The following is a 23,631-nucleotide window of genomic DNA, read 5'->3' as shown; positions in this document are numbered from 1 at the left end:
AATTAAACGTCAAGCTGAACTGGCCGAAGTATCCCGACTGCTTTCTACGGGTATTCAACGAAATGGCAGAGAGGCTTCGGCTACGCGGGCCTCAGCTAACGCTTAACCTAAAACGGGACTACGCTAGAGGTGTAGTTTCACATCCAGGTAAATGTTGGCCGGGGCCTGCACGAAGTACTTGCGGGTGCCGTCGGCCTCCACGTAGCCGGTGTTGAAGTAGCGGGCGTTGGTGAGGTTGTTGCCAAAGAGCGTGAACTCCCATTGTCGCCAGGCATACTGCGCGCGAGCGTTCAGCAGCACGTAGCCTGCCACGGTAGCGGAGTTGGCAAAATCCAGGTAGGAGCGGCTCTGGTAGCGGCCCGTCAGGGCCAGTTGCCAGGGTCCGGTGGCGTACGCGGCTTCCTGGTTAAGCAGCACCGCCGGGGTAAGAACTGGCCGAAAGGTTTCGGCCTGCTCGCGGATGCGGCTGTAGTTGAAGGCGGAGTTGTTGAGCAGAGAAAACCGTGGGGTGAGCTGGTAACGCACCGTGGCTTCTACGCCGCTTCGGTAGCTGCGCTCCACGTTGTCGGTCAAAGCCAACCCGTTGGGGCCTAGCTTGCCGTTTAGCACAATCTCGTTCCGAAAATCCATGTAATAGGTATTCACACTGCCTTCAAGCCGAGGACTTTGGTAGCGCAGGCCCAACTCGTGGTCCTGCACGTACTCGGCGCGGGTGCTGTAGAGCAGGACCTGCCCGTCTTCGTCGACTGAGAGGTTGTCGTTGCCTCCGAACAGGTCGTTGCGGGTAGGTTCCCGGCCGGTGCGGCCCCAGCTGTAGTACAGCGTAGTGCGGTCGGTGAGGGCCAGGCTTAGGCCGGCTTTGGGGTTGATAAACTGCCACGACAGCGGCGCCAGGGGCACGTCGCCCGCATAGCGAAACCGCACGGCCCGGGCCTGCACATCCGTAAACAGCGTGAGCAGGCCGGCCTGGTACTCCAGCTTGCCAAAGGCGCTGCCTTCGCGCTTGTAGCCGGTGTTGCGGTACAGCTCGCCGGTCGTCCGCTCGCTGCCCAAGTGGCGGCGCTGGTAGGTGCTCAGGTTGCCTCCTACCGACCACGTGAACCGCCGGGTCTGGTGCGTAAAGGTGCTAAAAGCCCCCAGCAGCCCTGAGCGAAAATCGTAGCGGTACATTTCGTTGGTGGATGGAAAACCCAGAAAGTTGTTTAAGTCGAAGTCGTAGCCCCCGCGCAGGCCCGAGGCGTACACGCTGGTGCTGACTTCGGCATGGGCGGTGGGCCGCCACTGGTTTTGCAGTTGTACCAGGGCCTGCCGGAACAAGTCATTCTCCGGTCCATTGGCATTGGCACGTCGATTCTTGCGCAACACCGAATCGGGCACGCCCAGCCAGGCCAGCTGGTTGCGTTGCTGTCCGGCCAGCACGCTCAGCTTCCAGTGGGTTTTATCGTAGAACAGCCCCCCACTCAGGTACACCGAGCGGGAAGTATTGGCCGAGCGGTTCTTGTAGCCGTTGGAGTGCACCTGCGAGGCCCGCACGTAGCCGGCCACGTGCCCGCGCCGTCCGCTGGCTACCTCCCCAAACAGCCGATAGCTGCCAAAGGAACCATAGCCCCCACCCAGGGTGGCCCGGGCCGAATCGAGCAGGGAAGCCGAGAACAGCTGCAGGCTGCCCCCGTAGCTGGCCGCCCCGTTCTGGGTGGTGCCCACGCCCCGCTGAAGCTGCAGTCCGCTCAGGGAGGTAAACAGGTCGGGGTAATTGGAAAAGTAAGCCCCCTGGTCTTCGGGCTCATTCAGCGGCACTCCGTCCAGGGTCGTGTTGATGCGTGTCTGGTCGATGCCGCGCAGGCGGAAGTAGGCGTAGCCCTGGGTGCTGCCCGCATCGGAGTAGGCCGTCACGGCGGGCGTCTCCGTGAGCAAAAACGACGGCTCCTGTCCTACGTTGCGGGCCGCCAGCGCCCGGCCACTCAGGTTGAGAAACGTGACGGGCGTGCGGGCGGCCGCCCGGTACGTCACCGTCACTTCGGGCAGGGCCGTGGTCGTATCTGAAGCAGTGGGCGTTTGGGCCCGGCTGGTGGCGGTGATGAACAATAAAGCACCAGAGAGTATGCCTAGTTTCATGTAGAAGGAGTAGAGCCACGGCTATATGCCCGCAAAACTAGCGTAATCCTTCAGCAGCCGGGCTCATGCTTGCTATAGCCCGCTCGGCCAGGCTTCAACCTGCAGTACGGCGCAGCTGCCACAGCGCCAGCAGGGCCGCAGCAACTACCAGAAGTCCAGCGTAGTGGTCGATGGGCACTGCCGTAGGATTGGCAGAATCTTCTTCCAGATCCAGGGCCGAGGCGGCGTTCAGCACTTGCTGCTGCTTGCGGCGCAGGGCTTCTTTCTGAGCAGGATTTTCGAGGGCCAGATACGCCGTGAAGGGTGTAAGAATGCCGGCCCGGAAGCTGGCTTGCACAAAAGGCCGCCGCTGGCTTTCCCCTATTTCGGGGTGGAAGGCCTGCCATTGCTGATAGCCGTGCAGCAGCAAACCCGTTTGCCAGCGGTTGGCCGAAGCCAGTGCGGGGTCTAATGGTGCAGCCGGGTTAGCCAGGACCAGTTCGCCGGCCCCATCGTCGGGGAGATAGGCGCGGGCCTGGAAGGCGGAGGGCCAAGCCCGCACCGGCCGGATCTGATCCACTACATCCAGCGGCTGAGCACTTCGCCGGCTTAAGGCATGCGGCTCAGGCTCGCCATCTGGACCCAGCACGTAAAACACGTCCGACTCAGGGTACGCGGCCCGCAAATCGGCGAGATCAGGCCCGAGAATGGCATGCTGCAGGGAGTCTGTTACGATTACCGGTACGGGATACGTGGCGGCAGGATGCAGGTAAGTATCCGTAAGAAGGCGCCGTAGAGCACCATCGAGGTAAAAACCACCCCGGCCTTGGTGCGCGCGCAGAGCGGCCTGCCAGTTTTGGCCTGCGGCTACGGGCGTGCTGTAAGCATCGACCAGCGTAAAGCGGGTTTGTGGGTTGTTCAGCACGGCCGAGCCATAGTGTTGACGCAGGCGGTTAGCATAGGTAGCCGCCGCGGTTTGTTGCCGGGCCGAGACATCGAGCAGGAAATGATAGTAGGGCTGGCGGCGCACCAGCGGTAGGCGCTGCTTGGCAGCCCGGCTTACGTAAGCCACGGCCCCACCCGGCGCTGCCACCACAGTTGGTTGCAGAGGGGTTGCTACCGAGTCGCCCAGTACCACGCGCCGCTGGCCAATACGCAGCGTGAGAGGGTCCCGGTGCAGCAGCTGCAAGCCGGTAGTGCGCACGGCCGCGCCCACCACCGGGTACACGTGCAGGCTTAGCTGGCCCGACTTCTGGTACATGAGCAGGCCCGGGTCGCGCTGCCGACGCTCATTGCGGATCTGGGCATATACCCACGCAGCTGCTTTCTTTTCGGCTAGGATACCTTGCTCACGCCGCCCGTTCATATCCAGGTAATAGTCGCTGACCCAGCAGCCGGCGGGCAGTTCCAGCGTTGTCGTAAATTCCCCATCCTGCTCCTGCGGGTTGGCATTGGCTATGCGCAGGTGCACCCAGCTCACCCAGGCTTGCTGCCGGGCATCATAGCTACTGCGGGTGGTCAGGTCGGTGATGCCGGGCTGAAACGATGAGGGAGGCGGTGGGGGTAGCGTAAAAGGCACCTCCTCCGCTGCTACCGGTTTGCTCATAAATACTCGTTCGAGGTCCGCCAGCTTGGTTTCCGACAGCGTCAGGTTATCGAGCACCAGCCAGTTGAAGTAGAGGGAGAGATAGGGCGTTTGCCCGGAGTCCCACGGGCCGCCCTGGTTGTTTTTGTTGCGGCGCACCTGCTGCAGGGTACGGGCAAGCGTCTGCTCATCAAGGCTGGGGTGCAGTTGATAATCGGGGGAGTACCGGTAGCTGAGGGCTTGATGCAACGTGTGCCGCTCATGCAGGTAGTACAGCGTGAGAGCCAACGGCAACACCAGCCCGCCCCCTACCAACACGGCTAAACGCGTAGCGCGCGGGGTAATGGGGCGTAGCGTTTGCCAATCGAGGGAAAGTGCCTGTACATGTACCACCAAGAGCAGTAAGGGTGTGAGCATGAACAGCCCCAAACCGAAGAGGAGCACCGCTGGCAGCGCCAGCGGCAGAAACGGCAGAAATACCAGAAAGAAATAAAGCGTATACGCCAGCAGAATGCTCCGCCCCAGCATAAGCAGCAGTTGCCAGCCCCGACGTGGTGAGGGGGGCAAGCTCACAAAAATGCCGTTGAGCACGGCCAGCGCATAAAACGAGAAGCTGTTGAAATTGCCGAAAAGGCCGCTTTCTTTCCACGTCCAGCTTCCTAGCAGGATACCGGAGTTTAGCAACAAACCCAGGACGGGCATCACCAGCCCAACCAGCACTTTCCAACCCGTGTGCAACCCCAGGCCATGTTCTAGCCGGCGTAGGCCCATGATGTAAGCGGCGCGCACCAGAAAAAACAGGAAGCAGGCCGCGCCCAGCGCAAAGCCTATTCGCATCAGTGTTTGTTCGAGCGCCATGGGCACCCAGCGGCCTAATGCTGCCCAAAAAAATATGACAGCACATGCCCACAGAATAGGTGACAAAAAGGCTAAGCCAAAGTTCTGTAAGGCCGACTGAGGTTGGTTAGCGGGCGTGAGGCGTACCACGGCTACAAACACCGCATGAGCCAGCGTAGGCATCAGAAAGGTATAGGCGTAGAGTAAAACATCCGTGGGCACCAGCCAGCGCGGAATTTCTGAGGGAATCAACTCCCAATCCTGCTGCATGGCCACCAGCAGCCATAGTATGGTGGTCACCAACCCCACCACACAATAACCCAGGCTTACCGGGCGGCGACGCACCATCTGCCGCACCGCGTAGGTTAGCGTGAGCAGGCCTAGCCCCGCTAGGCTTCCACCCAACCAGCACCAAGTGCGCACACTGCTCATTGGCAGCAGGCTCTCAATCAGGGAAAACTGGGCGTAGCCCAGAGCCAGTAGAACCAGCACTGGTAATGTATTCACTAAAAATAGCCACCGGGGTTGCAGAACAGAGCGCATCATGTACAGATCAGGTAGATAAAAAGGCAGAACGTCACAAACATATTATAAAGTACTTTGCATTTCAAAGTTTAATTAAAAAAGATACCCTTTCCTTCCAGGAAGGCAGTTGTATTACCTGTTTTGCAATCAGTAATAAGTAGGCTGGCATCAAAAACCAGCACTTCTTCCGAAGCTCGAAAAGCCTTTTTGCGCTATAGTAGCCGACGTACGTTGCTCCTCCTTTGAACTACACGTACCACGCTGCCCCAGCTGCCAGGGCTACCGACACCGTTTGGCCCGCTTGCAGGCCGGCCTGCGGGGTGCGCAGCCGCACGGGCTGCCCGGCCAGGGTAAGTTGCGCTTCGTAGTAGCTGCCGTAGAACCGGACTTCCTGTACTAGTGCGGGCGTTCCTACCTCGGCCAGCTGTAATTGCTCGGGCCGCACCAGCAGCCGTCGGTTGCGCCGGCCTGGGTCGCCCGTAAGACGGCGGGAAGCTGCGGCAGAAAGCAAGCTATACTCCCCAAAAAGACCCGCCACGTACGCACTCACCGGCTGCCGGTAAATAGTTTCGGGGGCAGCCTGCTGTACCAACACACCTTTTTCCAGTACCAGCAGCTCATCGGCCCAGGACAAGGTATCCTGTGGGTCGTGGGAAACGAGAAGGGTGGTGAGGCCCAGCTGGGTGGTGACGTCGTGCAATACAGCCTGGAGCAGCTGCTTGTGGCCCCGGTCGAGGTTGGAGAAAGGCTCATCCAGCAGCAGTAGGCGCGGACGGGCCAGCAGCAGGCGGGCCAGGGCAATGCGCTGCCGCTCCCCGCCCGAAACCTGGTCGGTGCGGCGCAGCAGCAGGTGGTCGATGCGACACAACTGATACAAAGCCCCAGCCTCTGGAGCGGGCAACGTGCTGGCATAGCGCAGCACCTGCTCTACCCGCAGAAACTTCGGCAGCTCGGAGTGCTGAGACAGGTAGGCTACGCCAGGGTGGCCGGGCATCAATTGCTCCTGGGGGCCTTTTACGCGGCGTTCCTCCAGCCATATTTCTCCTCCGGTGGGCTGAATCAGGCCGGCAATACTTTGCAGCAGGGTACTTTTACCGGCCCCCGTTTCGCCGGCTACCGCCAGCCGCCGGCCCTCCCCTAGCGAGAAGCTCACGTTGGTGAGGGCCTGGTGGGTGGCTTCGTGCAAGCTGAGGTGGGAAACGCGGAGAAAGGCCATTCGTGGGTATTTGACGGGTAGTTTTGGATGGGCGCACCTATTCTGTTACTACAGGCCTAACCAGTAGAGCAATTATATAGTAGCATCTGCCCACAGAAAACGGCCGCCTCCCCTACCGGAGAAGCGGCCGTTTCTATGCATCAGCCGAAGCTAGCAGCAATTACTTCTGCGACAACTGTGCTTCGCCGGACTCTTTCAGACGAATCAGGTTCAGGGCCGAGCCGGCTTTGAACCATTCGATCTGGCCTTCATTGTAGGTGTGGTTCACCGTGATGAGGTCCGTGTCGCCGTCGGCGTGGTGCAGGCGGATCTGCAGGGGCTGACCGGGCGTGAACGTAGTCAGGCCGAGGATGTCGATGGTATCGTCCTCCTCAATCAGGTCGTAGTCGGCCTTGTTGGCGAAGGTCAGCGCCAGCATGCCCTGCTTCTTGAGGTTGGTTTCGTGGATACGGGCAAACGACTTCACCAGCACGGCGCGCACACCCAGGTGGCGGGGCTCCATAGCCGCGTGTTCGCGCGAGGAGCCTTCCCCGTAGTTTTCATCCCCTACCACAATCGACCCGATGCCCTGGGCCTTGTAGTTGCGGGCTACCTGCGGCACGGCGCCATAGGGCGTGCCCGAGGTCAGGGCATCCTTCACCGAGTTCGTCTCGCCGTTGAAGGCGTTGGTGGCCCCGATGAGCATGTTGTTGGAGATGTTGTCGAGGTGGCCGCGGTATTTCAGCCAGGGGCCGGCCATCGAAATGTGGTCGGTGGTGCACTTGCCCTGGGCTTTGATGAGCAGGCGCAGGCCGTGCAGGTCGGTGCCTTCCCAGGGCTTGAAGCCTTCCAGCAGCTGCAAACGGTCGGAAGTAGGCGCTACCAGCACTTGTACACCCGAGCCATCTTCGGCGGGCGCCTGATAGCCGGCATCTTCCACATCGAAGCCGCGGGGGGGCAGCTCAATGCCCTGGGGCTCGTCGAAGCGCACCTGCTGGCCGTCTTTGGTGGTCAGCGTATCGGTGAGGGGGTTGAAGGTCAGGTCGCCGGCAATGGCAAAGGCCGTCACGATTTCGGGCGAGGCCACGAAAGCGTGGGTGTTCGGGTTGCCATCGTTGCGCTTGGCGAAGTTGCGGTTGAAGCTCGTGATGATGGAGTTGGGGCGCTTCATGTCGTCCATGTGGCGGGCCCACTGCCCGATGCACGGTCCGCAGGCGTTGGCCAGCACCACGCCGCCCATCTGAGCGAAAGTGTCGAGCAGTCCGTCGCGCTCCACGGTGTAGCGCACCAGCTCCGAGCCGGGCGTTACGGTGTACTCGGCCTGCACCGTCAGGCCTTTGTCGGCGGCTTGCTTGGCAATGCTGGCGGCGCGGGTAATGTCTTCGTAGGAAGAGTTGGTGCAGGAGCCAATGAGGCCGACTTCCAGCTTGGCGGGCCAGTTGTGCTCTTTCACGGCCGCGGCAAACTGCGAGATTGGCCAGGCAGCATCCGGGGTGAAGGGGCCGTTGACGTAGGGCTCCAGCTCGGAAAGGTTGATTTCGATGAGCTGGTCGTAGAAGTTGGCGGGGTTGGCGTACACCTCATCATCGGCGCGCAGGTGCGCGGCTACGGCGGCGGCGGCATCGGCAATTTCGGCGCGGCCGGTGCCACGCAGGTAGTCGCCCATTTTCTCATCGTAGCTGAACACCGAGGTCGTTGCCCCAATTTCAGCGCCCATGTTGCAGATGGTGCCTTTGCCAGTAGCCGACAGGTTGTTGGCGCCTTCACCGAAGTACTCCACGATAGCACCCGTACCGCCTTTCACGGTCAGGATGCCCGCTACTTTCAGGATAACGTCTTTGGCCGAAGCCCAGCCCGACAGCTTGCCGGTGAGCTTCACACCAATAACCTTGGGGAACTTCAGCTCCCAGGCCATGCCCGACATCACGTCTACGGCGTCGGCGCCACCTACGCCAATGGCAATCATGCCGAGGCCGCCCGCGTTGGGGGTGTGCGAGTCCGTGCCGATCATCATACCGCCGGGGAAGGCGTAGTTTTCGAGCACTACTTGGTGAATGATACCGGCACCGGGCTTCCAGAAGCCGATGCCGTATTTATTGGAGACCGAAGCCAGGAAATCGTATACTTCTTTGTTTTCGGCGTTGGCAATGGCCAAATCCTCGTCGGCGCCTTCTTTGGCCTGAATGAGGTGGTCACAGTGCACGGTGCTGGGCACGGCCACCTGGGGCTTACCGGCCTGCATGAACTGGAGCAGCGCCATCTGGGCCGTGGCATCCTGCATAGCTACCCGGTCGGGGGCGAAATCGACGTAGGAAACGCCCCGCTCAAACGCCTGCGAAACAGTGCCGCCGTACAGGTGAGCGTACAGGATTTTTTCCGTGAGGGTGAGCGGACGACCGACGGCAGTACGGGCCGCTTCGATGCGGGAGCCCATACCGGCGTACACGGCCTTGATCATTTCTAAGTCAAACGCCATAATGCGAAAGGGAAAAAGATGGAGAGAACGTGCCTATCAGAGACAGGTACGCAAATATAGGTACCGCCCGTTGCGCAGCCCAATATTTTGGCATTTGGCCGCCGTTTTGGCCAGGCAAGGGCGTATTCCTTAAACTATCAACCCTACTCCGTAGTTTAGCCCCGAACAAATAACCTCTTTCACTATGCCCGTCGCCTTTTCGTTTCGCAAGGCTGTAACCGGGGCCGGACTCGCGCTGGCCGCGGTAGCCTGCCAGTCCAATTCTACTACCACCACCGAAACCACCGCTACTCCACCTGCCGCCGCTTCGGCGGGCACGGGCGCGGCGCCCCAGCTCACGGCCGGCAAGTGGCGGGGCGTACTTTCAGCGCAAGGGCAGGAAATTCCGTTTTTGTTTGAAGTAAGCCAGCAGGGCGGCAAGCCCGTGGTAACGCTGCGCAACGGCGAGGAGCGCCTGAAGCTGGACGAAATTAGCTCAGCCGGCGACTCCACCACCATCCGCATGGGCGTGTTTGATGCCGCGCTGGTGGTTCGCCAGGACGGGGCCGACAAGCTGAAAGGCGCCTGGGTGAAGTACGACGGCAAGGAGCCATATCGGGTGGCGTTTACGGCTACCAAAGGAGCACAGAAGCTGTTTCCCGTAGCTGCGGCCAGCAAGCCGCTCTCGTTTGATGGCACCTGGAAAGTGACTTTCAAGGGCGACGACGGAGAAACCTATCCGGCAGTCGGCATCTTCAAGCAGACTGGTTCGGACGTAACCGGCACTTTCCTGACCACGACTGGTGACTACCGTTACCTGGCCGGGCAAGTGGATGGCGCTAATCTAAAACTCAGCACGTTCGATGGCAGCCACGGCTTCCTCTTCACGGCGCACAACGGCCCGAAAGAACCCATCGACATTACGAAAGACTACGCCCCTAATACTCTATTCGGCGAGTTCTACTCCGGCAAGAAAGGCCACGAAACCTGGACCGCCACGCCCGACCCAAACGCCAAGCTACCCGACGCCAACGCCCTGACCGGCATGAAACCCGGCCAGAAGCGCCTCGACTTCAAGTTCCCCAACATCTACGAAGGCGGCAGCATCTCCCCCACCGACCCCAAGTACACGGGCAAAGTGGTGGTGGTGCAGATTCTGGGCTCCTGGTGCCCCAACTGCATGGATGAAACCAACTTCCTGGCCCCCTGGTACGAGAAGAACAAGCAGCGCGGGGTCGAAATCATTGGGCTGGGCTACGAGCGCACCGCCGACCAGAAAGTGGCGTCCCAGAAGCTGCTGAAGATGAAGGAGCGCATGAACATCGGCTACGATATTGCCGTGGCGGGCCAGGCCTCGGCGGCCGAAGCCAGCAAGTCCCTGCCGCAGCTGGCCAAGGTGCTGGCTTTCCCCACCACCATCTTCCTAGACAAGAAAGGCGAGGTGCGCAAGATTCATACGGGATACTCCGGCCCCGGTACCGGCAAGTACTACGAGCAGGAAAAAGCCGACTTCAACAAAACCATCGACCAGCTGCTGGCGGAGTAAGGTTTACGGGCGCTTCCCATAGGGCAGGCAGGGACTTTCAGTAGTCGCTGCCTGTCTTTTTTTTATCCTATCCGCAGCAAGTTCCTGCCGAGCGACATCCCCAGTTTGTCGCGGAAAAGTGGGCCTTCAACGGATTTCCTGGGCATAGAGTTTTATCAGCGGCCACACCCGGCAAACAAATGGTCGAGCTTTTTGTAGAAAGGAGGTCGTTTATCAGGCGGCTCAGCTGCCTGGTAACGCGTTGGGGCGCGGGCCCGCCGCCAACCCGGGCATTTTTAGCTCGGCAGGCGAACCTGCCACCGGCTATGCTTCACACGGAGACCAGGTCATAACTCATTTTCAACATGGACACCAACCTACACAACCTCCCCCCGGAAAATTCCATTCTCTACGAACTGAACGAGCCGGCCGCCCAGTGCCCCTTCGGCTACGGCGCCGTAAAGCAAACCGCCGGCGGAGGCCGCACCAACCGCGAGTGGTGGCCCAACCAACTCAAGCTGAGCATCCTGCGCCAGAACGACCACAAGTCCAACCCCCTGGACCCAGGCTTTAACTACGCCGAGGAGTTTAAGAAGCTGGATCTGAACGCGGTAAAGCAGGACCTATTCGAGCTGATGACCAACTCCCAGGACTGGTGGCCGGCCGACTACGGCCACTACGGCCCGTTCTTCGTGCGCATGGCCTGGCACAGCGCCGGCACCTACCGCATCGGCGACGGCCGCGGCGGCTCCGGCTCGGGCGCCCAGCGCTTTGCCCCCCTCAACAGCTGGCCCGACAACGCCAACCTCGACAAAGCCCGCCTGCTGCTGTGGCCCATCAAGCAGAAGTACGGCCAGAAAATTTCCTGGGCCGACCTCATGATTCTGGCCGGCAACTGCGCCCTGGAGTCCATGAACTTCAAAACCTTCGGCTTCGGGGGCGGACGCGAAGACGTATGGGAACCCGAGCAGGACATCTACTGGGGGCCCGAAACCGAGTGGCTGGGCGACAAGCGCTACACCGGCGACCGGGAGCTGGATAACCCCCTGGCCGCCGTGCAGATGGGCCTGATCTACGTAAATCCCGAGGGGCCCAATGGGGAGCCTGACCCCATCCGCTCCGCTCGCGACATCCGCGAAACCTTCGGCCGCATGGCCATGAACGACGAAGAAACCGTGGCCCTGATTGCTGGTGGCCACACCTTCGGCAAAACCCACGGCGCCGCCGACCCCGGCCAGTACGTGGGCAAGGAGCCCGCCGGCGCTACGCTGGAAGAAATGAGCACGGGCTGGCGCAACAGCTACGGCAAAGGTCACGGCGCCGATACCATCACCAGCGGCCTGGAAGGCGCCTGGACCCGCACCCCCGCCCAGTGGAGCAACGACTACTTCGACCACCTGTTCGGCTTCGAGTGGGAGCTAACGAAGAGCCCCGCCGGCGCCCACCAGTGGCGCCCGGTAAACGGCGGCGGGGCCGGCACCATCCCCGATGCCCACGACCCCTCGAAGAAGCATGCGCCCTTCATGCTCACCACCGACATTGCCCTGCGCGCCGACCCGGTGTACGAGGTAATTTCGCGCCGCTTCCAGCAAAACCCCGAGGAGTTTGCCGACGCCTTCGCCCGCGCCTGGTTTAAGCTCACGCACCGCGACATGGGACCCAAAGAGCGTTACCTGGGCCCCGAAGTGCCCACGGAAGAGCTGCTCTGGCAAGACCCCATCCCGGCCGTAACCTATCCCCTGGTGAACGATCAGGACGTGGCCGGCCTGAAAACCAACATCCTGGCTTCCGGCCTCTCGGTGCAGCAATTGGTGAGCACGGCCTGGGCGGCAGCTTCCACCTACCGCGGCTCCGACAAGCGCGGCGGCACCAACGGCGGGCGCCTGCGCCTGGCCCCGCAACGAAACTGGGAAGTAAACAACCCCGCTCAGTTGCACGACGTGCTGCGCGCACTGACTGGCATTCAGCAGGCCTTCAACGCAGCTCAAACCGACGGCAAGCAGATTTCCATGGCCGACCTGATTGTGCTGGCCGGTGTGGTGGGCATTGAGCAGGCCGCCCGGAATGCGGGCCACGCGGTGACGGTACCGTTTACGCCGGGCCGGGCTGATGCCTCCCAGGCGCAAACCGACGTGCTGTCGTTTGCGGCCCTGGAGCCAGCCGCGGATGGCTTCCGCAACTACCTAAAGCCCCACCACAAGGCCGCGGCCGAGGAACTGCTGATTGACAAGGCGCAGCTGCTGACCCTGACGGCACCGGAGCTGACAGTGCTATTCGGCGGCCTGCGGGCCATCAACATCAACTTCGACCAGTCGCAGCACGGTGTGTTCACCGCCCGCCCGGGGGCCCTCACCAACGACTACTTCGTGAACCTGCTCGACCTGAACACGACGTGGAGCGCCACCTCCGATGCCCAAAATACCTTTAACGGTCGCGACCGGAAAACCGGCGCCGTGAAGTGGACCGGCACCCGCGTTGACTTGATTTTCGGCTCCAACTCCGAGCTGCGCGCCCTGGCCGAGGTGTACGCCTGCGCCGATGCCGGGGAGAAGTTCGTGCACGACTTCGTGGCCGTATGGGCCCGCCTGATGAACCTCGGCCGCTTCGACCTGGCCTAAAGCCTGCTCGGGCGCTTCCGCGTCATTTTAGCAGTGAAAAAGGTGGCCTCATGTGGGGCCACCTTTTTTCTTGGGCTTGACTAAGCCACCGCAGAAGCCAGCTGGCAGGTAGCTACCGAAACCGCTCCAGGAGCACTATGGGCTTGTTGTGGTAAAGCGGGCGGGCAAATTCCTGGTAGCCAAACTTACGCGCCAGGCGTAGGGAAGCCTCGTTGTCGGGGTCGATGATGCAGGTGGTGCGCGGAGAGGGGAAGTGCGCATCGGCCCAGGCGTGGGCAGCGGTGAGCGCCTGGCTGGCGTACCCGCGGCCGTGCAGCCGGGGTGCCAGTACCCAGCCGGCTTCGGGCGTGCCCTTGATAGAAGGTGTCAGGTCGCGCTGCACATCGAAGAAGCCCACGGTGCCGACGTAGCGGCCGGTGGCTTTTTCCTCCAAGGCCCAGGAGCCGTAGCCCAGTATCACCCAATGGCCAAGATGGGAGAGCATGCGTCGCCACACGGTTTCTTCGTCGTTGGGGTTGCCGCCGAGGTAGCGGTAGAAGGCCGGGTCCTGGTGCAGCGCTGCCGCTTCAGCCAGATCTTCGGGCCGGGGCGCACGCAGCAGTAAGTCGGGGGTTTCGAGGCGGGGGATGGCGTCGGGCACGAGGCCGCCGAGGGAAAGCAGTTCCATGGCGGCAAAGTAGCAGAAAGGCCTGACTCTATTCGGCGCGGGGTAGCCAAATAACGTCCATCCGCGCTATCGAGTAGGTTGTACGCACCTTTCGAGGCTCAGCCTTTCCTGGGTTCCGGAATCGGCAAACGCAACAAGACAAGTATTTTACCCACCTGCCCAGGCACCACCCTCACTCGGCTAATTGGGGCAGTTAAGCGTACTTTACTGGACACGCGGTAAAGTATTTCGCCCCGTATTCCGACTGCAGGGCAGTGGGCTACTGTTACCCCCCATTTCTCTCTCCTAGTTCGTATGCGCCAACCCCGACGCTTATTTGTTCGCCTGTTAGGTGGCTTTCTGGTGGCCCTGCTCGTGGTGGGCGGGGCTTTTGCCAACCTGAGCCCGGAGTTTGGGGGTAAGCCCACCAAAGCCCAGCGTGCGGCCTATGCCAAAACAGGCCACTACCGGGACGGCGAATTTCAAAACCTGGTGCCCACCACGCTCATGACGGGCGGCAGCACGTTTTCCTCACTCTGGAAATTCCTGTTTACCAAAACGCCCAACGAACGGCCCGCTGCCCCCCTGCCCACCCAGCCGCTGACGCCCGCTCATATTCAGCAGAAAACCAACGAGACAGTGCGCGTGACGTGGTTTGGCCACTCGGCCAGTCTGGTGGAAATAGCGGGTAAAAACGTGCTGCTCGACCCCATGCTAAGCGTTCAGATGGGCCCTTTGAGTTGGGTGACGCCCAAGCGCTACAACCCTCAGTTGGCCATAACGGCCGAGCAGCTGCCCGCCATCGATGCCGTGCTGATTTCCCACGACCACTACGACCACCTCGACTACCAGACTATTCGCCGCTTAAAGGATAAGACGGCTAACTTCTACGTGCCCTTGGGCGTGGGGGCCCACCTGCTGGCCTGGGGCGTGGCGCCCGCCAAAATCCACGAAATGGACTGGGGCGACTCGCTGCAGCTGCCGGGGCTTACCATTGTGAGTACGCCCACGCGGCACTTCTCGGGCCGGGGCCTCACCAACCGCAACTCCACTTCCTGGAGCTCCTGGGTACTGAAATCAGCCACCAAGCGCGTGTTCTACAGCGGCGACGGGGGCTACGGCCCGCACTTTGCCGCCATTGGCCGGCAGCACGGTCCCTTCGACCTGGCCCTGATGGAGTGCGGCCAGTACGATGCCGACTGGGCCGAAATTCACATGATGCCCGAGCAAAGCGTGCAGGCCGCCCTCGACGTGCAGGCCCGGCTGATGCTGCCGGTGCACTGGGGTGCCTTCACGGAAGCTCACCACGCCTGGAATGAGCCGGTGCGCCGGGCCACTACTGAGGCCGCCCGCCGCCAGCTGCCTATCACCACACCTCAGCTAGGCCAGCCAGTAACCCTGAACGCCGGCCCCCTGCCCCAGGTACGCTGGTGGCAGTAACAGCCTAGGTAGCAGTCAGTAGCCGGGTAAGCTTGGCAAACAGCACGGCGTCGTCGATGGGTTTGGCAATGGCGTCGTTGATGCCAGCGGCCAGGTACTCCTCCGTGTCGCTCTGGAAGGCATTGGCCGTTAGCGCCAGAATCGGGACCTGGGCTTTGCGTGCGTCGGGCAGGGCACGCACGGCCGCCGTCACCTCTAGCCCGTTCAGGCCGGGCAACTGAATATCCAGCAGCACTCCATCGTAGGTGTTTTGGGTGATGCAGGCCAGTCCTTCCAGGCCATCTTCCGCTTCTTCCAGGGTCACGCCCCAGTCTTCGAGGAGCATACGCGCCACTAACCGGTTGATGTCGTTGTCTTCTACCAGCAGCAAGTGCTTGCCACGCAATGCGCCGGTATCGTAGGTGGTGTGGGCGGGCGGGGCATCGGCCGGCTTGGGCACCGCCACGCGGGGCAGCGTGAGCTGGAAGGCAAACGTGCTGCCCTTACCTACTTCGCTGGTCACGGTGAGCGTACCATTCATCTGTTCCACCAGCGCCCGGCTGATGCTCAGTCCCAGGCCGGTGCCGCCAAACTGCCGGGTAGTATCGGCGTAGGCCTGGGTGAAGTTTTCGAAGATGCGGCCCAGCTTATCGGGGGCTATGCCCACACCCGTGTCGCTTACCCGGAACTCCACGGTTAGCTCCTCCCCGGTTTCGGCCAGGGCGTAGCCGCCTACTTTAATATGGCCCCCGGCAGGCGTGAATTTTACCGCGTTGCTGACCAGGTTCATCAGAATCTGGTTGAGCCGGTGCGCATCCCCAATCACCCAGGGATACGGGCAAGAGTCGCGCAGCAGAGTTCCTTCCACCGTAATACCTTTTTCCTGGGCCTGGTAGATGAGGGGCTGGATGGCCTGCCCCATGGAGTCGCAGAGGTTGAAGGCCGATTGCTCCAGCTCCAGCTTGCCGGAGGTAATCTTGGCCATGTCGAGCACATCGTTGATGACGCCCAGCAAGTGGCGGCCCGAGTTGCGGATAATACCCAGCAGCTCCTGCTGGCGGGTGTTCAGGGGCGTTTTGGCCAGCTGAGCGGCTATGCCCAGCACGCCATTGAGGGGCGTACGGATTTCGTGGCTCATGTTGGCCAGGAAATTCTCACGCGCTTTGGCCGCCGCCTTGGCCGCTTCCGTGGCCTGCTTTAGGTCCGTCACATCGGCACTTACGCCCAGCACGTGGGTGGGGCCATCATCCCAGCGCAGGGGCTGCTTAATGGTGTGCAGGTAGCGCAGCCTCCCATCGGGCAAGGTCATTTCGTCTTCCACTACTACCTGCTGGCCCGAGGCTAGTACGCTGGCATCGGCGGCATCGTAGCTGGCAAGCTGCCGGGCCTGGTGGCTGGCTATTTCGGCGGTGGGCTGGCTGTTGGCCAGCTGTTCGGCCAGCTCCCGCGTAGCCGAGTTCTGGAACACATAGTTGCCGGCCGCATCGCGCACGTACACAAGTACCGGCACCGCGTCGAGCACCTGCCGGGTAAAGGCTTCCTGGGCCGCCTGCCGCTGTTGGGCAGCTACCTGGGCCGTCTGCTCCACCAAGTACATGTTCACGTATTCTTCCTCGGGGAAAGGAACGATGTACGCCGCAAACTGACGTTCACCCAGCTTCAGCATCCGTTCTATTGGCTGGCCGCTCGTCAGCGCCTCCGCGGCCCAGCCAAACGCCTGGACGCGGCCTTCTTCCTGCACGTCAGCAGGTAATGAAGCCGCCAGCGCATCGGCGGCGGGGTTGGCAAACAACCGCTGCCGATTAGACCCCAGCCGATAAGAGGGGTTGGGGTTTTGCGCCGGAATGCGGGCTATGGTGAGCTGCTCAGCCAAAGCGGCGCGCAAGGCCAGAATCTCGGCCTGGGCATCGGCCAGATTGGTGGGCAGGGACTCGGGGGAACTGGGCGGGGTGGACATAGATAAGCAGGCAAAAGACAGCACCTTGGACCAGAAGCGGCAGCCTGCCCCAACATATGCCCAAAGATCGAGCTTCCATTGTTGTGGAGCAAGCAGCCCGTTTTCAACCCCTAACCTTCCGAAGTGTTAGGGCAGGGAGCTGAATTCCACCAGCAGGCCGGGCTGCGGACGCAGGGTAACCAGCGGCACGGGCACCACGGCAGCGGCCGACACCGGCCCTACCGCAAAGTGCCGGAGCGTTTCGAGCAGCACCAATTGAATTTCGGCCAGCGCAAAATGGTTGCCGATGCACAGACGGGGCCCGCCCCCGAACGGCAGATAGCCGTAGGCCGGCACGGGTGGCTGGGCATCGGGGGCAAACCGCTCCGGCCGAAAACTGTCGGCCTCGGGCCAGAGGCCGGGGTGGCGGTGCAGGCCGTAGAGGTAAATCGAAAACAGCGTCCCCTTGGGAATGGGCTGGCCCCGAAACTCATCGGCTTCCAGCGCTACCCGGTCCAGAATCCAGGCGGGCGGGTAAAGGCGCATAGTCTCCTGAACGACCTGCATGGAGTACGGCAGTCGGGCCAGGTCCTCAAACGCGGGGGCCTGGGTGCTCAGGCCGGCCTGGCGCAGCTCTTCGCGCACGTTTTCTGCGACCTGGGGATGACCCGCCAGCAAGTAAAACAGCCAGCTCAGGGCATTGGCGGAGGTTTCGTGGCCCGCCAGCAGCAGGATGTTGGCTTCGTCCAGCAACTGGTCTTCCGTCATGGGTTCCCCGGTATCCTCGTAGCGCACATCCAGGAGCATTTGCAGCAGGTCGTCTTGCCCGGGGCCGGCGCCGGCCGCCCGCCGCTGGCGGATGTAGCCGCGCACCAGCTCGCGCAGCTCCCGGCTCAGGGCATCGTGGTGGCGGTAGCGGCCGGCCAGCCGAAACCACGGGTGCAGGTAGGGCTGCCGGATGGTGCGCACGTAGAAGGCCTGAATCTGGGTGAGCATGTCCGACAGCCGCTCCCGCTCCTGCTCGCTCATGCTGGTACCAAAGGTGGCCTGGGCAATGATGCGAAACGCCACCCGCGTCATGGCCTCGTGAATATCTACCACGGCTGGCCCCGCGGCCGTACGCAGGCGCAACTCCCGGGTCCATTCCTCGGCAGCCGCCTGCATTAGGCGCGTAAGGCCAGCCAGGCGCTGGCGGTGGAAACCTGGCTGAATCAGGCGGCGCTGCCGCAGCCAGTCGGCGCCCTCGTTGGTGAGCAGGCCGCGGCCCAGGTAGCGAATCAGGCCGTGCGTAAGGTCGGACTTGAGGTAGCGGCGGTGGTTTTTTTGCAGAATGTGCTGCACCAGGGCCGGGTCGCGGGTGACGATGGTGGGCCGGATGCCGCCCAGGTGTATGCCTACCGTGTCGCCGAGGCGCAGGTGGACCTGGTCGAGGTTGTCGATGGGGTTGCGGGCCATAGCCAGCAGCGAACGGAAGGTGCGCCAGCGCGGCACCCACGGAATTGGGCCGGACAGCGGCTCGGCAAGGGCCTGGGCAGGTTGCGTGCTCATGCAGGGGAAGCCAATGGTTTCTGAAGGGAAGGTACGCACGTTTGCTTGTCCGCTTTCCTCCGCCTTTACCGCAAACACAACCCCACCCTACCCTCCCCGCGTACAGCCTGTAGGCCCTGGCGCCTCACCTCCCATCCTTTCTCCAATCAAACACCCGTTCTTATGTGGATTCAGCAAAAAAATACGCCAGCCCCCCTCGATGAGCTGCAAGGCCGCACGGTAGGGCTTAAATTCGAATGTAACTCGTGTCAGACGGAGGTATTCACCGACCTCATCGGGGTGCCCGCCGCCGACCACCTGGCCAACTCCACGGAAGACGACGGCCAGTTCGAAACCGAGGAAATCAAATGCCCCGGCTGCGACATGACCCACGAAATCACGGTAAAAAGCACCTTCGACGGCGTGCACTTCGACGTGTCGGACGTGAAGCCCGAAAGCGTAGCCTACCAGGTGAAAGCCTAACCCACGGATTCGGGCGGATTTTTCGGATTTCGCGGACGATTCGCAGTAATTCTCTGTCATCCTGAGCAGAGCGAAGAACCTTATCATGCCGGCACGGCGGTATTACTGTCGAACGGCCTCGTGCCGACATGATAAGGTTCTTCGCTCCGCTCAGGATGACAAAAGACAAAAAGCCTCGCACAAAGTGTGAGGCTTTTTGCTGCCCGATTGCCAAGGCTGGTATCGTCCACAAAATCAGCCCGAATCCGTGGGTTACTTCTCCCGCTCGATGGTGTAGTTGATCAACTGCTCCAGGGAGGTACGCGAGGCGGAGGCTGGGAAGGTGTGCAGCACCGCCAGCGCCTCGTCGCGGTACCGCTCCATGGTGCGGATGGCGTACTCCAGCCCGCCCGACTGCTTCACAAAGTCGATAACCTGCTGCACCCGGTCTTTGCGGCCTTCGTTGTTTTTCACGTTAAAGATGACGCGGCGCTTGGTTAGCCAGTCGGCCTGCTGCAGGGCGTAGATGAGGGGCAGCGTCATCTTTTTCTCCTTGATATCGATGCCCACGGGCTTGCCGATTTCGGCCGTGCCGTAGTCGAACAGGTCGTCTTTGATCTGGAAGGCCATGCCTACTTTCTCGCCGAACAGGCGGGCCCGCTCCACGGTTTCCTTGTCGGCCCCGGCGGAGGACGCTCCCACGGCGCAGCAGGAAGCAATCAGCGAAGCCGTTTTCTGGCGGATAATGTCAAAGTACACGTCCTCCGTGATATCGAGGCGGCGGGCTTTTTCGATCTGCAGCAGCTCGCCTTCGCTCAACTCCTTCACCGCGTTGCTCACAATTTTGAGCAGGTCATAGTCGTCGTTTTCCAGGCTCAGCAGCAGGCCTTTGCTTAGCAGGTAGTCGCCCACGAGCACGGCAATCTTGTTTTTCCAGAGGGCGTTGATGGAGAAGAAGCCGCGCCGGTAGTTGGATTCGTCCACCACGTCGTCGTGCACCAGCGTGGCCGTATGCAGCAGCTCAATAAGCGCCGCGCCCCGAAAAGAAGCTTCCGGCAGTGGACCCTCGGGCTGGTTTCCGCTAATTTTGGCCGTAAAAAACACAAACATGGGCCGGATCTGCTTGCCCTTGCGCTTCACGATGTAGCCCATGATCTTGTCGAGCAGCAGCTGCTTGGTTTGCATGGACTGCCGGAATTTCTTCTCGAACTCCTCCATTTCGGCGGCAATAGGCGCCTGTATCTGGTCCAGCGTAACGTTCATGCGGGTATTTTGGGCGCTGCAATGATACGGGTAAAAAGGAGAAATGAGGCGGTTAAGCCGTTAACAGGGCGCGGACGCAGGCCATTTCGCGCCTGCCACTGCTGCCTCCGCCTAAACAACCCGCCAAGCCCCGAAAGGTAACCAGCGCCAGTCTTACCCGGGCCTGCGCAGCGCCTTAAGGCTGGCTGGCCCGGCCCTGCCCGCAATGACCGGCCCCCTGCTTATCTTCGTCGCTATGCCAGACCAGCCCGTCCAACTGCATTTCCAGCTGTCCAGTCCGCGCCATTCCCGGCCCTTCACCGCCGATGCCTGCCTGCTGCCCGATGGGCAGCCCAAGCCGGTGGTGGTTTTCGTGCACGGCTTCAAGGGGTTTAAGGACTGGGGGCACTTCAACCTGCTGGCCGACTGGTTTGCCCGGCAGGGCATTGTCTTCGTCAAGCTCAACCTCTCCCACAACGGCCTCGTGGTGGGGGGCACCGGCGACCTGGAAGACCTGGAAGCCTTTGGGCAAAACAACTTTTCCCTGGAGCTGGACGACATTGGGGCCCTCCTCGACCAGCTGCCGGCCCTGTTGCCGGCGGCCGAAGTTGACCTCGGACGCCTGGCCCTGGTTGGGCATAGCCGCGGCGGCGGCCTGGTGCTCCTGAAAGCGGCCGAGGATGCCCGGGTGCACGCCGTGGTCACCTGGGCTGCCATCAACGATGTAAACCCCGGCTGGCCCGAGACCCTGTTGGAGCAGTGGCAGCAGCAGGGCGTTTTTCACGTGGAAAATGCGCGCACCGGCCAGCAGTTGCCCCTGTACTTTCAAATTGTGGAAGACTACCACCAGAACCGCCTGCGTCTCGATATCCGCCACAACGTGCGCCGCAAGCTCGGTGGCCGCCCCCTGCTCGTGGTGCACGGCGACGAAGACGAAACCGTGCCCGTACGGCGCGCCCATGAGCTCAAGGAGTGGTATCCAGCCGCCGAGCTGGCCCTGCTGCCCGGGGTCACGCACAACTTCGGAGGCGTCCACCCGTGGAACGTGGCCGAGCTGCCCGAAGCTGCCCGGCAGGCCGCCGAGGCTACCCTGGACTTTTTGCGGCGCGTGCTGTAGTGCCCATGCCTACGGCTTACCTTTTACTGGGCTCCAACCTCGGCAACCGGACCGAGTATCTGCGTACGGCGGTACAGCACCTGCAGGAAACCGCCGGCACCGTGGAGGCGGTTTCGAGCCTGTATGAAACGGCCGCCTGGGGCCTCACCAGCCAGCCGGCGTTTCTAAACCAAGCCGTGCGGCTGCGCACCCTGCTTACGCCGGCGCAGCTGCTGGCCACCTGCTTGGCCATTGAGCAGCGCGCCGGCCGCGAGCGGCACGTACGCTGGGATGCCCGCACCCTCGACGTGGACATTCTGCTCTACAGCGACCAGGTGCTGGATACGCCTGCCTTGCAGGTGCCGCATCCCCGCCTGCCGGAGCGCCGGTTTGCTTTGGTGCCGCTCTGCGAAATTGCCCCGGAAGCAGTGCACCCGCTGCTGCATTGCACCGTAGCTGAGCTGCTCGTTGCCTGCCCCGATTCGCTGGCGGTGGAGCGGGTAGGCTAGTGCCGGCTAAGCGGGACGTGGTAAGAAAGAAGTTGGCGCCGAAGTCAGCAGCTCGCGGCGCAGCTTTAGTAGGCGCACATCGTGTAAGGACAGCATACCCAGCATGGAAATAAGAATCTATAACGCTCAAGAGCAAACCACTACCACCCTGGCCGTGGAACCAGTGGCTGATAGGGTATACCGGGCCGTTGAGAATGACATAGTCGATGACCGGCTGACTTACGGAACGACATTCGGAACAGTCCTGCATGAGAGTGGCGCGCACGAGGTGGTGTCCATCATCGAGCCTTCGGCATATACTACGTGGCGCTTTGTGCTTTCCCCTCGTTACAAGGAATCAGAATACCGGCTGCTGGGCGACGAGATTACGCGGCAGGGCGGTTTTTGGCAAGTTGATTTCAACTGCTTTGCTACGATAAACTTACCTCCCCACAGCACCCCCCCCCTGGTCGAGCTGTTCGAGCTGTTTGACTTGGAGCCTCCGGAAATGGTAGAATAAGACCTATACTACTGCCCTGTTGCTTTGGGCTACGGCAAATTCTCTTCAAGCATCCATCCCATTATTCCCATGAACACTGCCTCATTTAACGAAGATTTAGCATTCGACGAAAACCGGGTTAAAACGAAAGTTTTACTGGAAACGTCGTTTTCCAAGGAAATCCGCATCCTGCTGAAGGCCGGGCAGATAATGAAGGAGCACAAAACGCCCTACCCCATCTTGATTCACGTTCTGGAAGGCCGGATTGCGCTTGGTGTACACGGCACTACGCAGACCATGGAAAGCGGCACCATCATATTCTTGGAAGGCAATGTTCCGCACGACCTGACGGCGGAAGAAAACTCGGTGGTCCGGCTTACCCTATCTAAGCAAGACAAGGTGGAGCGCCTGCAGGAGGTAATCAACAGCTAAGAACAAGCACATACCGGCCTGCTCTCTGCCGGTATGAACTCAGAAAGCACCTCTTTTAAGTATTCGTCTACCCAAAAGCGCCCTGCTGGAACTGTCCGGCAGGGCGCTTTGGGGTTTTGACAGCAGGAAGCTACACGGCTGCTGAGGCCACAGCTGCCTCCGGGGCAATTTTCTTGACGAGGCCCTGCAGCACTTTGCCGGGGCCGCACTCCACAAACTCGGTAGCGCCGTCTTGCACCATGCGCTGCACGCTCTGGGTCCAGCGCACAGGAGCGGTGAGCTGGCGCACCAGGTTCTCGCGAATTTCGTCGGGGTCGGTGTGGGGAGCGGCGTCTACGTTCTGGTACACCGGACAGATGCCGGGCGAGAATGTGGTGCGGGCAATGGCCTCCGCCAGGGCTGCCTCCGCCGACTGCATCAGCGGGGAGTGAAAGGCGCCGCCCACCGGCAAGGGCAGGGCACGCTTGGCCCCGGCCGCTTTCAGCTGCTCGCAGGCCAGCTCAATGCCCCGCTGGGAACCCGACACCACCAGCTGACCGGGGCAGTTGTAATTGGCAGCTACCACTACGTTGCCGGCAGCGGAAATTTCCTGACAAATGCGGGCCGTAGTATCGTCGTCGAGGCCGAGGATGGCAGCCATTGTACCGGGTTGCTCCTGGCAGGCAGCCTGCATGGCCTGGGCCCGCTGGGCTACTAGGCGCAGGGCATCCTCAAACTTGAGCACCTTGGCCGCTACCAGTGCCGAAAACTCGCCCAGGGAGTGCCCGGCTACCATTTGTGGCTGCAGGTTAGGCACTACCGCCGCCAGAGCCACCGAGTGCAGGAAAATGGCGGGCTGCGTCACGTCGGTGCGGCGCAGGTCCTCCTCAGAACCCGTAAACATGACGTCGGTGAGCGAGAAGCCCAGGATATCATTGGCTTGCAGCATGAGGCTGCGGGCCTCGGGGTGCTGCTCGTACAGGTCGCGGCCCATGCCGCTGAACTGGCTGCCCTGACCGGGGAAAATAACGGCTTTCATACAGTGAAAAATCAAGGGGAAAGATGGATGGG

At 61.5% G+C, this 23,631-nt stretch carries 17 protein-coding genes; 8 read left to right on the top strand and 9 right to left on the bottom strand.

What is annotated here, in order from left to right; all coding sequences use genetic code 11:
• Positions 1 to 123: 123 nt before the first annotated feature.
• The 4 genes from HER32_RS17195 to HER32_RS17180 form a co-directional block, all read right to left on the bottom strand.
• On the bottom strand, positions 124 to 2,115 hold the full coding sequence (locus HER32_RS17195; protein WP_168682767.1) for a TonB-dependent receptor: 1,992 nt from the start codon (positions 2,113 to 2,115) through the stop codon (positions 124 to 126).
• A 94-nt stretch (positions 2,116 to 2,209) separates the two neighbouring features.
• Positions 2,210 to 5,062, bottom strand: a complete 2,853-nt coding sequence (locus HER32_RS17190; RefSeq protein ID WP_168682766.1) for an MSEP-CTERM sorting domain-containing protein — start codon at positions 5,060 to 5,062, stop codon at positions 2,210 to 2,212.
• Positions 5,063 to 5,288: 226 nt separating this feature from the next.
• Positions 5,289 to 6,257: an ATP-binding cassette domain-containing protein gene (locus HER32_RS17185; RefSeq protein WP_168682765.1), complete on the bottom strand. Its 969-nt coding sequence runs from the start codon at positions 6,255 to 6,257 to the stop codon at positions 5,289 to 5,291.
• Positions 6,258 to 6,417: 160 nt separating this feature from the next.
• Complete coding sequence (locus HER32_RS17180; protein WP_149070518.1) at positions 6,418 to 8,712, bottom strand: aconitate hydratase; 2,295 nt, start codon at positions 8,710 to 8,712, stop codon at positions 6,418 to 6,420.
• 184 nt (positions 8,713 to 8,896) lie between these two features.
• On the opposite strand from HER32_RS17180, the gene HER32_RS17175 reads away from it, so the two are divergent.
• Positions 8,897 to 10,237, top strand: a complete 1,341-nt coding sequence (locus HER32_RS17175; RefSeq protein ID WP_168682764.1) for a TlpA family protein disulfide reductase — start codon at positions 8,897 to 8,899, stop codon at positions 10,235 to 10,237.
• Between the two features lie 344 nt (positions 10,238 to 10,581).
• Entirely contained in the window at positions 10,582 to 12,834 is a 2,253-nt protein-coding gene (gene katG / locus HER32_RS17170) for a catalase/peroxidase HPI (protein WP_168682763.1), read from the top strand.
• Positions 12,835 to 12,946: 112 nt separating this feature from the next.
• Here katG and HER32_RS17165 read toward each other — a convergent pair whose 3' ends face one another.
• Positions 12,947 to 13,501, bottom strand: coding sequence for a GNAT family N-acetyltransferase (locus HER32_RS17165; RefSeq protein WP_168682762.1), 555 nt, complete (start codon positions 13,499 to 13,501; stop codon positions 12,947 to 12,949).
• Positions 13,502 to 13,795: 294 nt separating this feature from the next.
• Between HER32_RS17165 and HER32_RS17160 the strand changes: the two genes are divergently transcribed.
• Positions 13,796 to 14,920 (top strand): MBL fold metallo-hydrolase, encoded by a 1,125-nt coding sequence (locus tag HER32_RS17160; RefSeq protein ID WP_168682761.1) that lies wholly within the window; start codon positions 13,796 to 13,798, stop codon positions 14,918 to 14,920.
• A gap of 4 nt (positions 14,921 to 14,924) precedes the next feature.
• Here HER32_RS17160 and HER32_RS17155 read toward each other — a convergent pair whose 3' ends face one another.
• Both HER32_RS17155 and HER32_RS17150 read right to left on the bottom strand, forming a co-directional pair.
• Positions 14,925 to 16,856: an ATP-binding protein gene (locus HER32_RS17155; RefSeq protein ID WP_168682760.1), complete on the bottom strand. Its 1,932-nt coding sequence runs from the start codon at positions 16,854 to 16,856 to the stop codon at positions 14,925 to 14,927.
• A 126-nt stretch (positions 16,857 to 16,982) separates the two neighbouring features.
• A complete protein-coding gene (locus HER32_RS17150; RefSeq protein WP_168682759.1) occupies positions 16,983 to 18,383 on the bottom strand; it encodes a cytochrome P450 in 1,401 nt (466 codons plus the stop codon).
• A 162-nt stretch (positions 18,384 to 18,545) separates the two neighbouring features.
• Here HER32_RS17150 and HER32_RS17145 point away from each other — a divergent pair, with 162 nt between their 5' ends.
• A complete protein-coding gene (locus tag HER32_RS17145) occupies positions 18,546 to 18,845 on the top strand; it encodes a hypothetical protein (protein ID WP_168682758.1) in 300 nt (99 codons plus the stop codon).
• Positions 18,846 to 19,097: 252 nt separating this feature from the next.
• Here HER32_RS17145 and HER32_RS17140 read toward each other — a convergent pair whose 3' ends face one another.
• On the bottom strand, positions 19,098 to 20,087 hold the full coding sequence (locus HER32_RS17140) for a polyprenyl synthetase family protein (RefSeq protein WP_168682757.1): 990 nt from the start codon (positions 20,085 to 20,087) through the stop codon (positions 19,098 to 19,100).
• 235 nt (positions 20,088 to 20,322) lie between these two features.
• Between HER32_RS17140 and HER32_RS17135 the strand changes: the two genes are divergently transcribed.
• The 4 genes from HER32_RS17135 (at position 20,323) to HER32_RS17120 (ending at position 22,581) form a co-directional block, all read left to right on the top strand.
• Complete coding sequence (locus HER32_RS17135) at positions 20,323 to 21,183, top strand: alpha/beta hydrolase family protein (RefSeq protein WP_168682756.1); 861 nt, start codon at positions 20,323 to 20,325, stop codon at positions 21,181 to 21,183.
• 5 nt (positions 21,184 to 21,188) lie between these two features.
• Positions 21,189 to 21,671, top strand: a complete 483-nt coding sequence (gene folK, locus HER32_RS17130) for a 2-amino-4-hydroxy-6-hydroxymethyldihydropteridine diphosphokinase (protein WP_168682755.1) — start codon at positions 21,189 to 21,191, stop codon at positions 21,669 to 21,671.
• A 103-nt stretch (positions 21,672 to 21,774) separates the two neighbouring features.
• Complete coding sequence (locus HER32_RS17125; protein WP_168682754.1) at positions 21,775 to 22,170, top strand: hypothetical protein; 396 nt, start codon at positions 21,775 to 21,777, stop codon at positions 22,168 to 22,170.
• A gap of 69 nt (positions 22,171 to 22,239) precedes the next feature.
• Positions 22,240 to 22,581, top strand: a complete 342-nt coding sequence (locus tag HER32_RS17120) for a cupin domain-containing protein (protein ID WP_168682753.1) — start codon at positions 22,240 to 22,242, stop codon at positions 22,579 to 22,581.
• A 130-nt stretch (positions 22,582 to 22,711) separates the two neighbouring features.
• Here HER32_RS17120 and fabD read toward each other — a convergent pair whose 3' ends face one another.
• Positions 22,712 to 23,599 (bottom strand): ACP S-malonyltransferase, encoded by an 888-nt coding sequence (gene fabD, locus HER32_RS17115; RefSeq protein ID WP_149071837.1) that lies wholly within the window; start codon positions 23,597 to 23,599, stop codon positions 22,712 to 22,714.
• Between the last annotated feature and the right edge of the window lie 32 nt (positions 23,600 to 23,631).

It is taken from the genome of Hymenobacter sp. BT18 (assembly GCF_012273015.1).
In the GTDB taxonomy this organism is placed as follows: domain Bacteria; phylum Bacteroidota; class Bacteroidia; order Cytophagales; family Hymenobacteraceae; genus Hymenobacter; species Hymenobacter lutimineralis.
Note: the sequence above shows the minus strand (reverse complement) of the source record. Positions and strands in the feature narration are given on the sequence as shown.

Excerpts from the sequence above, each read along its gene's own strand:
- HER32_RS17150 (WP_168682759.1), bottom strand. The coding sequence starts at position 18,383 with ATGAGCACGCAACCTGCCCAGGCCCTTGCCGAGCCGCTGTCCGGCCCA.
- HER32_RS17125 (WP_168682754.1), top strand. The coding sequence starts at position 21,775 with ATGGAAATAAGAATCTATAACGCTCAAGAGCAAACCACTACCACCCTG.
- folK (WP_168682755.1), top strand. The coding sequence starts at position 21,189 with ATGCCTACGGCTTACCTTTTACTGGGCTCCAACCTCGGCAACCGGACC.
- HER32_RS17145 (WP_168682758.1), top strand. The coding sequence starts at position 18,546 with ATGTGGATTCAGCAAAAAAATACGCCAGCCCCCCTCGATGAGCTGCAA.
- HER32_RS17120 (WP_168682753.1), top strand. The coding sequence starts at position 22,240 with ATGAACACTGCCTCATTTAACGAAGATTTAGCATTCGACGAAAACCGG.
- HER32_RS17175 (WP_168682764.1), top strand. The coding sequence starts at position 8,897 with ATGCCCGTCGCCTTTTCGTTTCGCAAGGCTGTAACCGGGGCCGGACTC.
- katG (WP_168682763.1), top strand. The coding sequence starts at position 10,582 with ATGGACACCAACCTACACAACCTCCCCCCGGAAAATTCCATTCTCTAC.
- HER32_RS17185 (WP_168682765.1), bottom strand. The coding sequence starts at position 6,257 with ATGGCCTTTCTCCGCGTTTCCCACCTCAGCTTGCACGAAGCCACCCAC.
- HER32_RS17195 (WP_168682767.1), bottom strand. The coding sequence starts at position 2,115 with ATGAAACTAGGCATACTCTCTGGTGCTTTATTGTTCATCACCGCCACC.
- HER32_RS17180 (WP_149070518.1), bottom strand. The coding sequence starts at position 8,712 with ATGGCGTTTGACTTAGAAATGATCAAGGCCGTGTACGCCGGTATGGGC.
- HER32_RS17155 (WP_168682760.1), bottom strand. The coding sequence starts at position 16,856 with ATGTCCACCCCGCCCAGTTCCCCCGAGTCCCTGCCCACCAATCTGGCC.
- HER32_RS17190 (WP_168682766.1), bottom strand. The coding sequence starts at position 5,062 with ATGATGCGCTCTGTTCTGCAACCCCGGTGGCTATTTTTAGTGAATACA.
- HER32_RS17135 (WP_168682756.1), top strand. The coding sequence starts at position 20,323 with ATGCCAGACCAGCCCGTCCAACTGCATTTCCAGCTGTCCAGTCCGCGC.
- HER32_RS17140 (WP_168682757.1), bottom strand. The coding sequence starts at position 20,087 with ATGAACGTTACGCTGGACCAGATACAGGCGCCTATTGCCGCCGAAATG.
- HER32_RS17165 (WP_168682762.1), bottom strand. The coding sequence starts at position 13,501 with ATGGAACTGCTTTCCCTCGGCGGCCTCGTGCCCGACGCCATCCCCCGC.
- HER32_RS17160 (WP_168682761.1), top strand. The coding sequence starts at position 13,796 with ATGCGCCAACCCCGACGCTTATTTGTTCGCCTGTTAGGTGGCTTTCTG.
- fabD (WP_149071837.1), bottom strand. The coding sequence starts at position 23,599 with ATGAAAGCCGTTATTTTCCCCGGTCAGGGCAGCCAGTTCAGCGGCATG.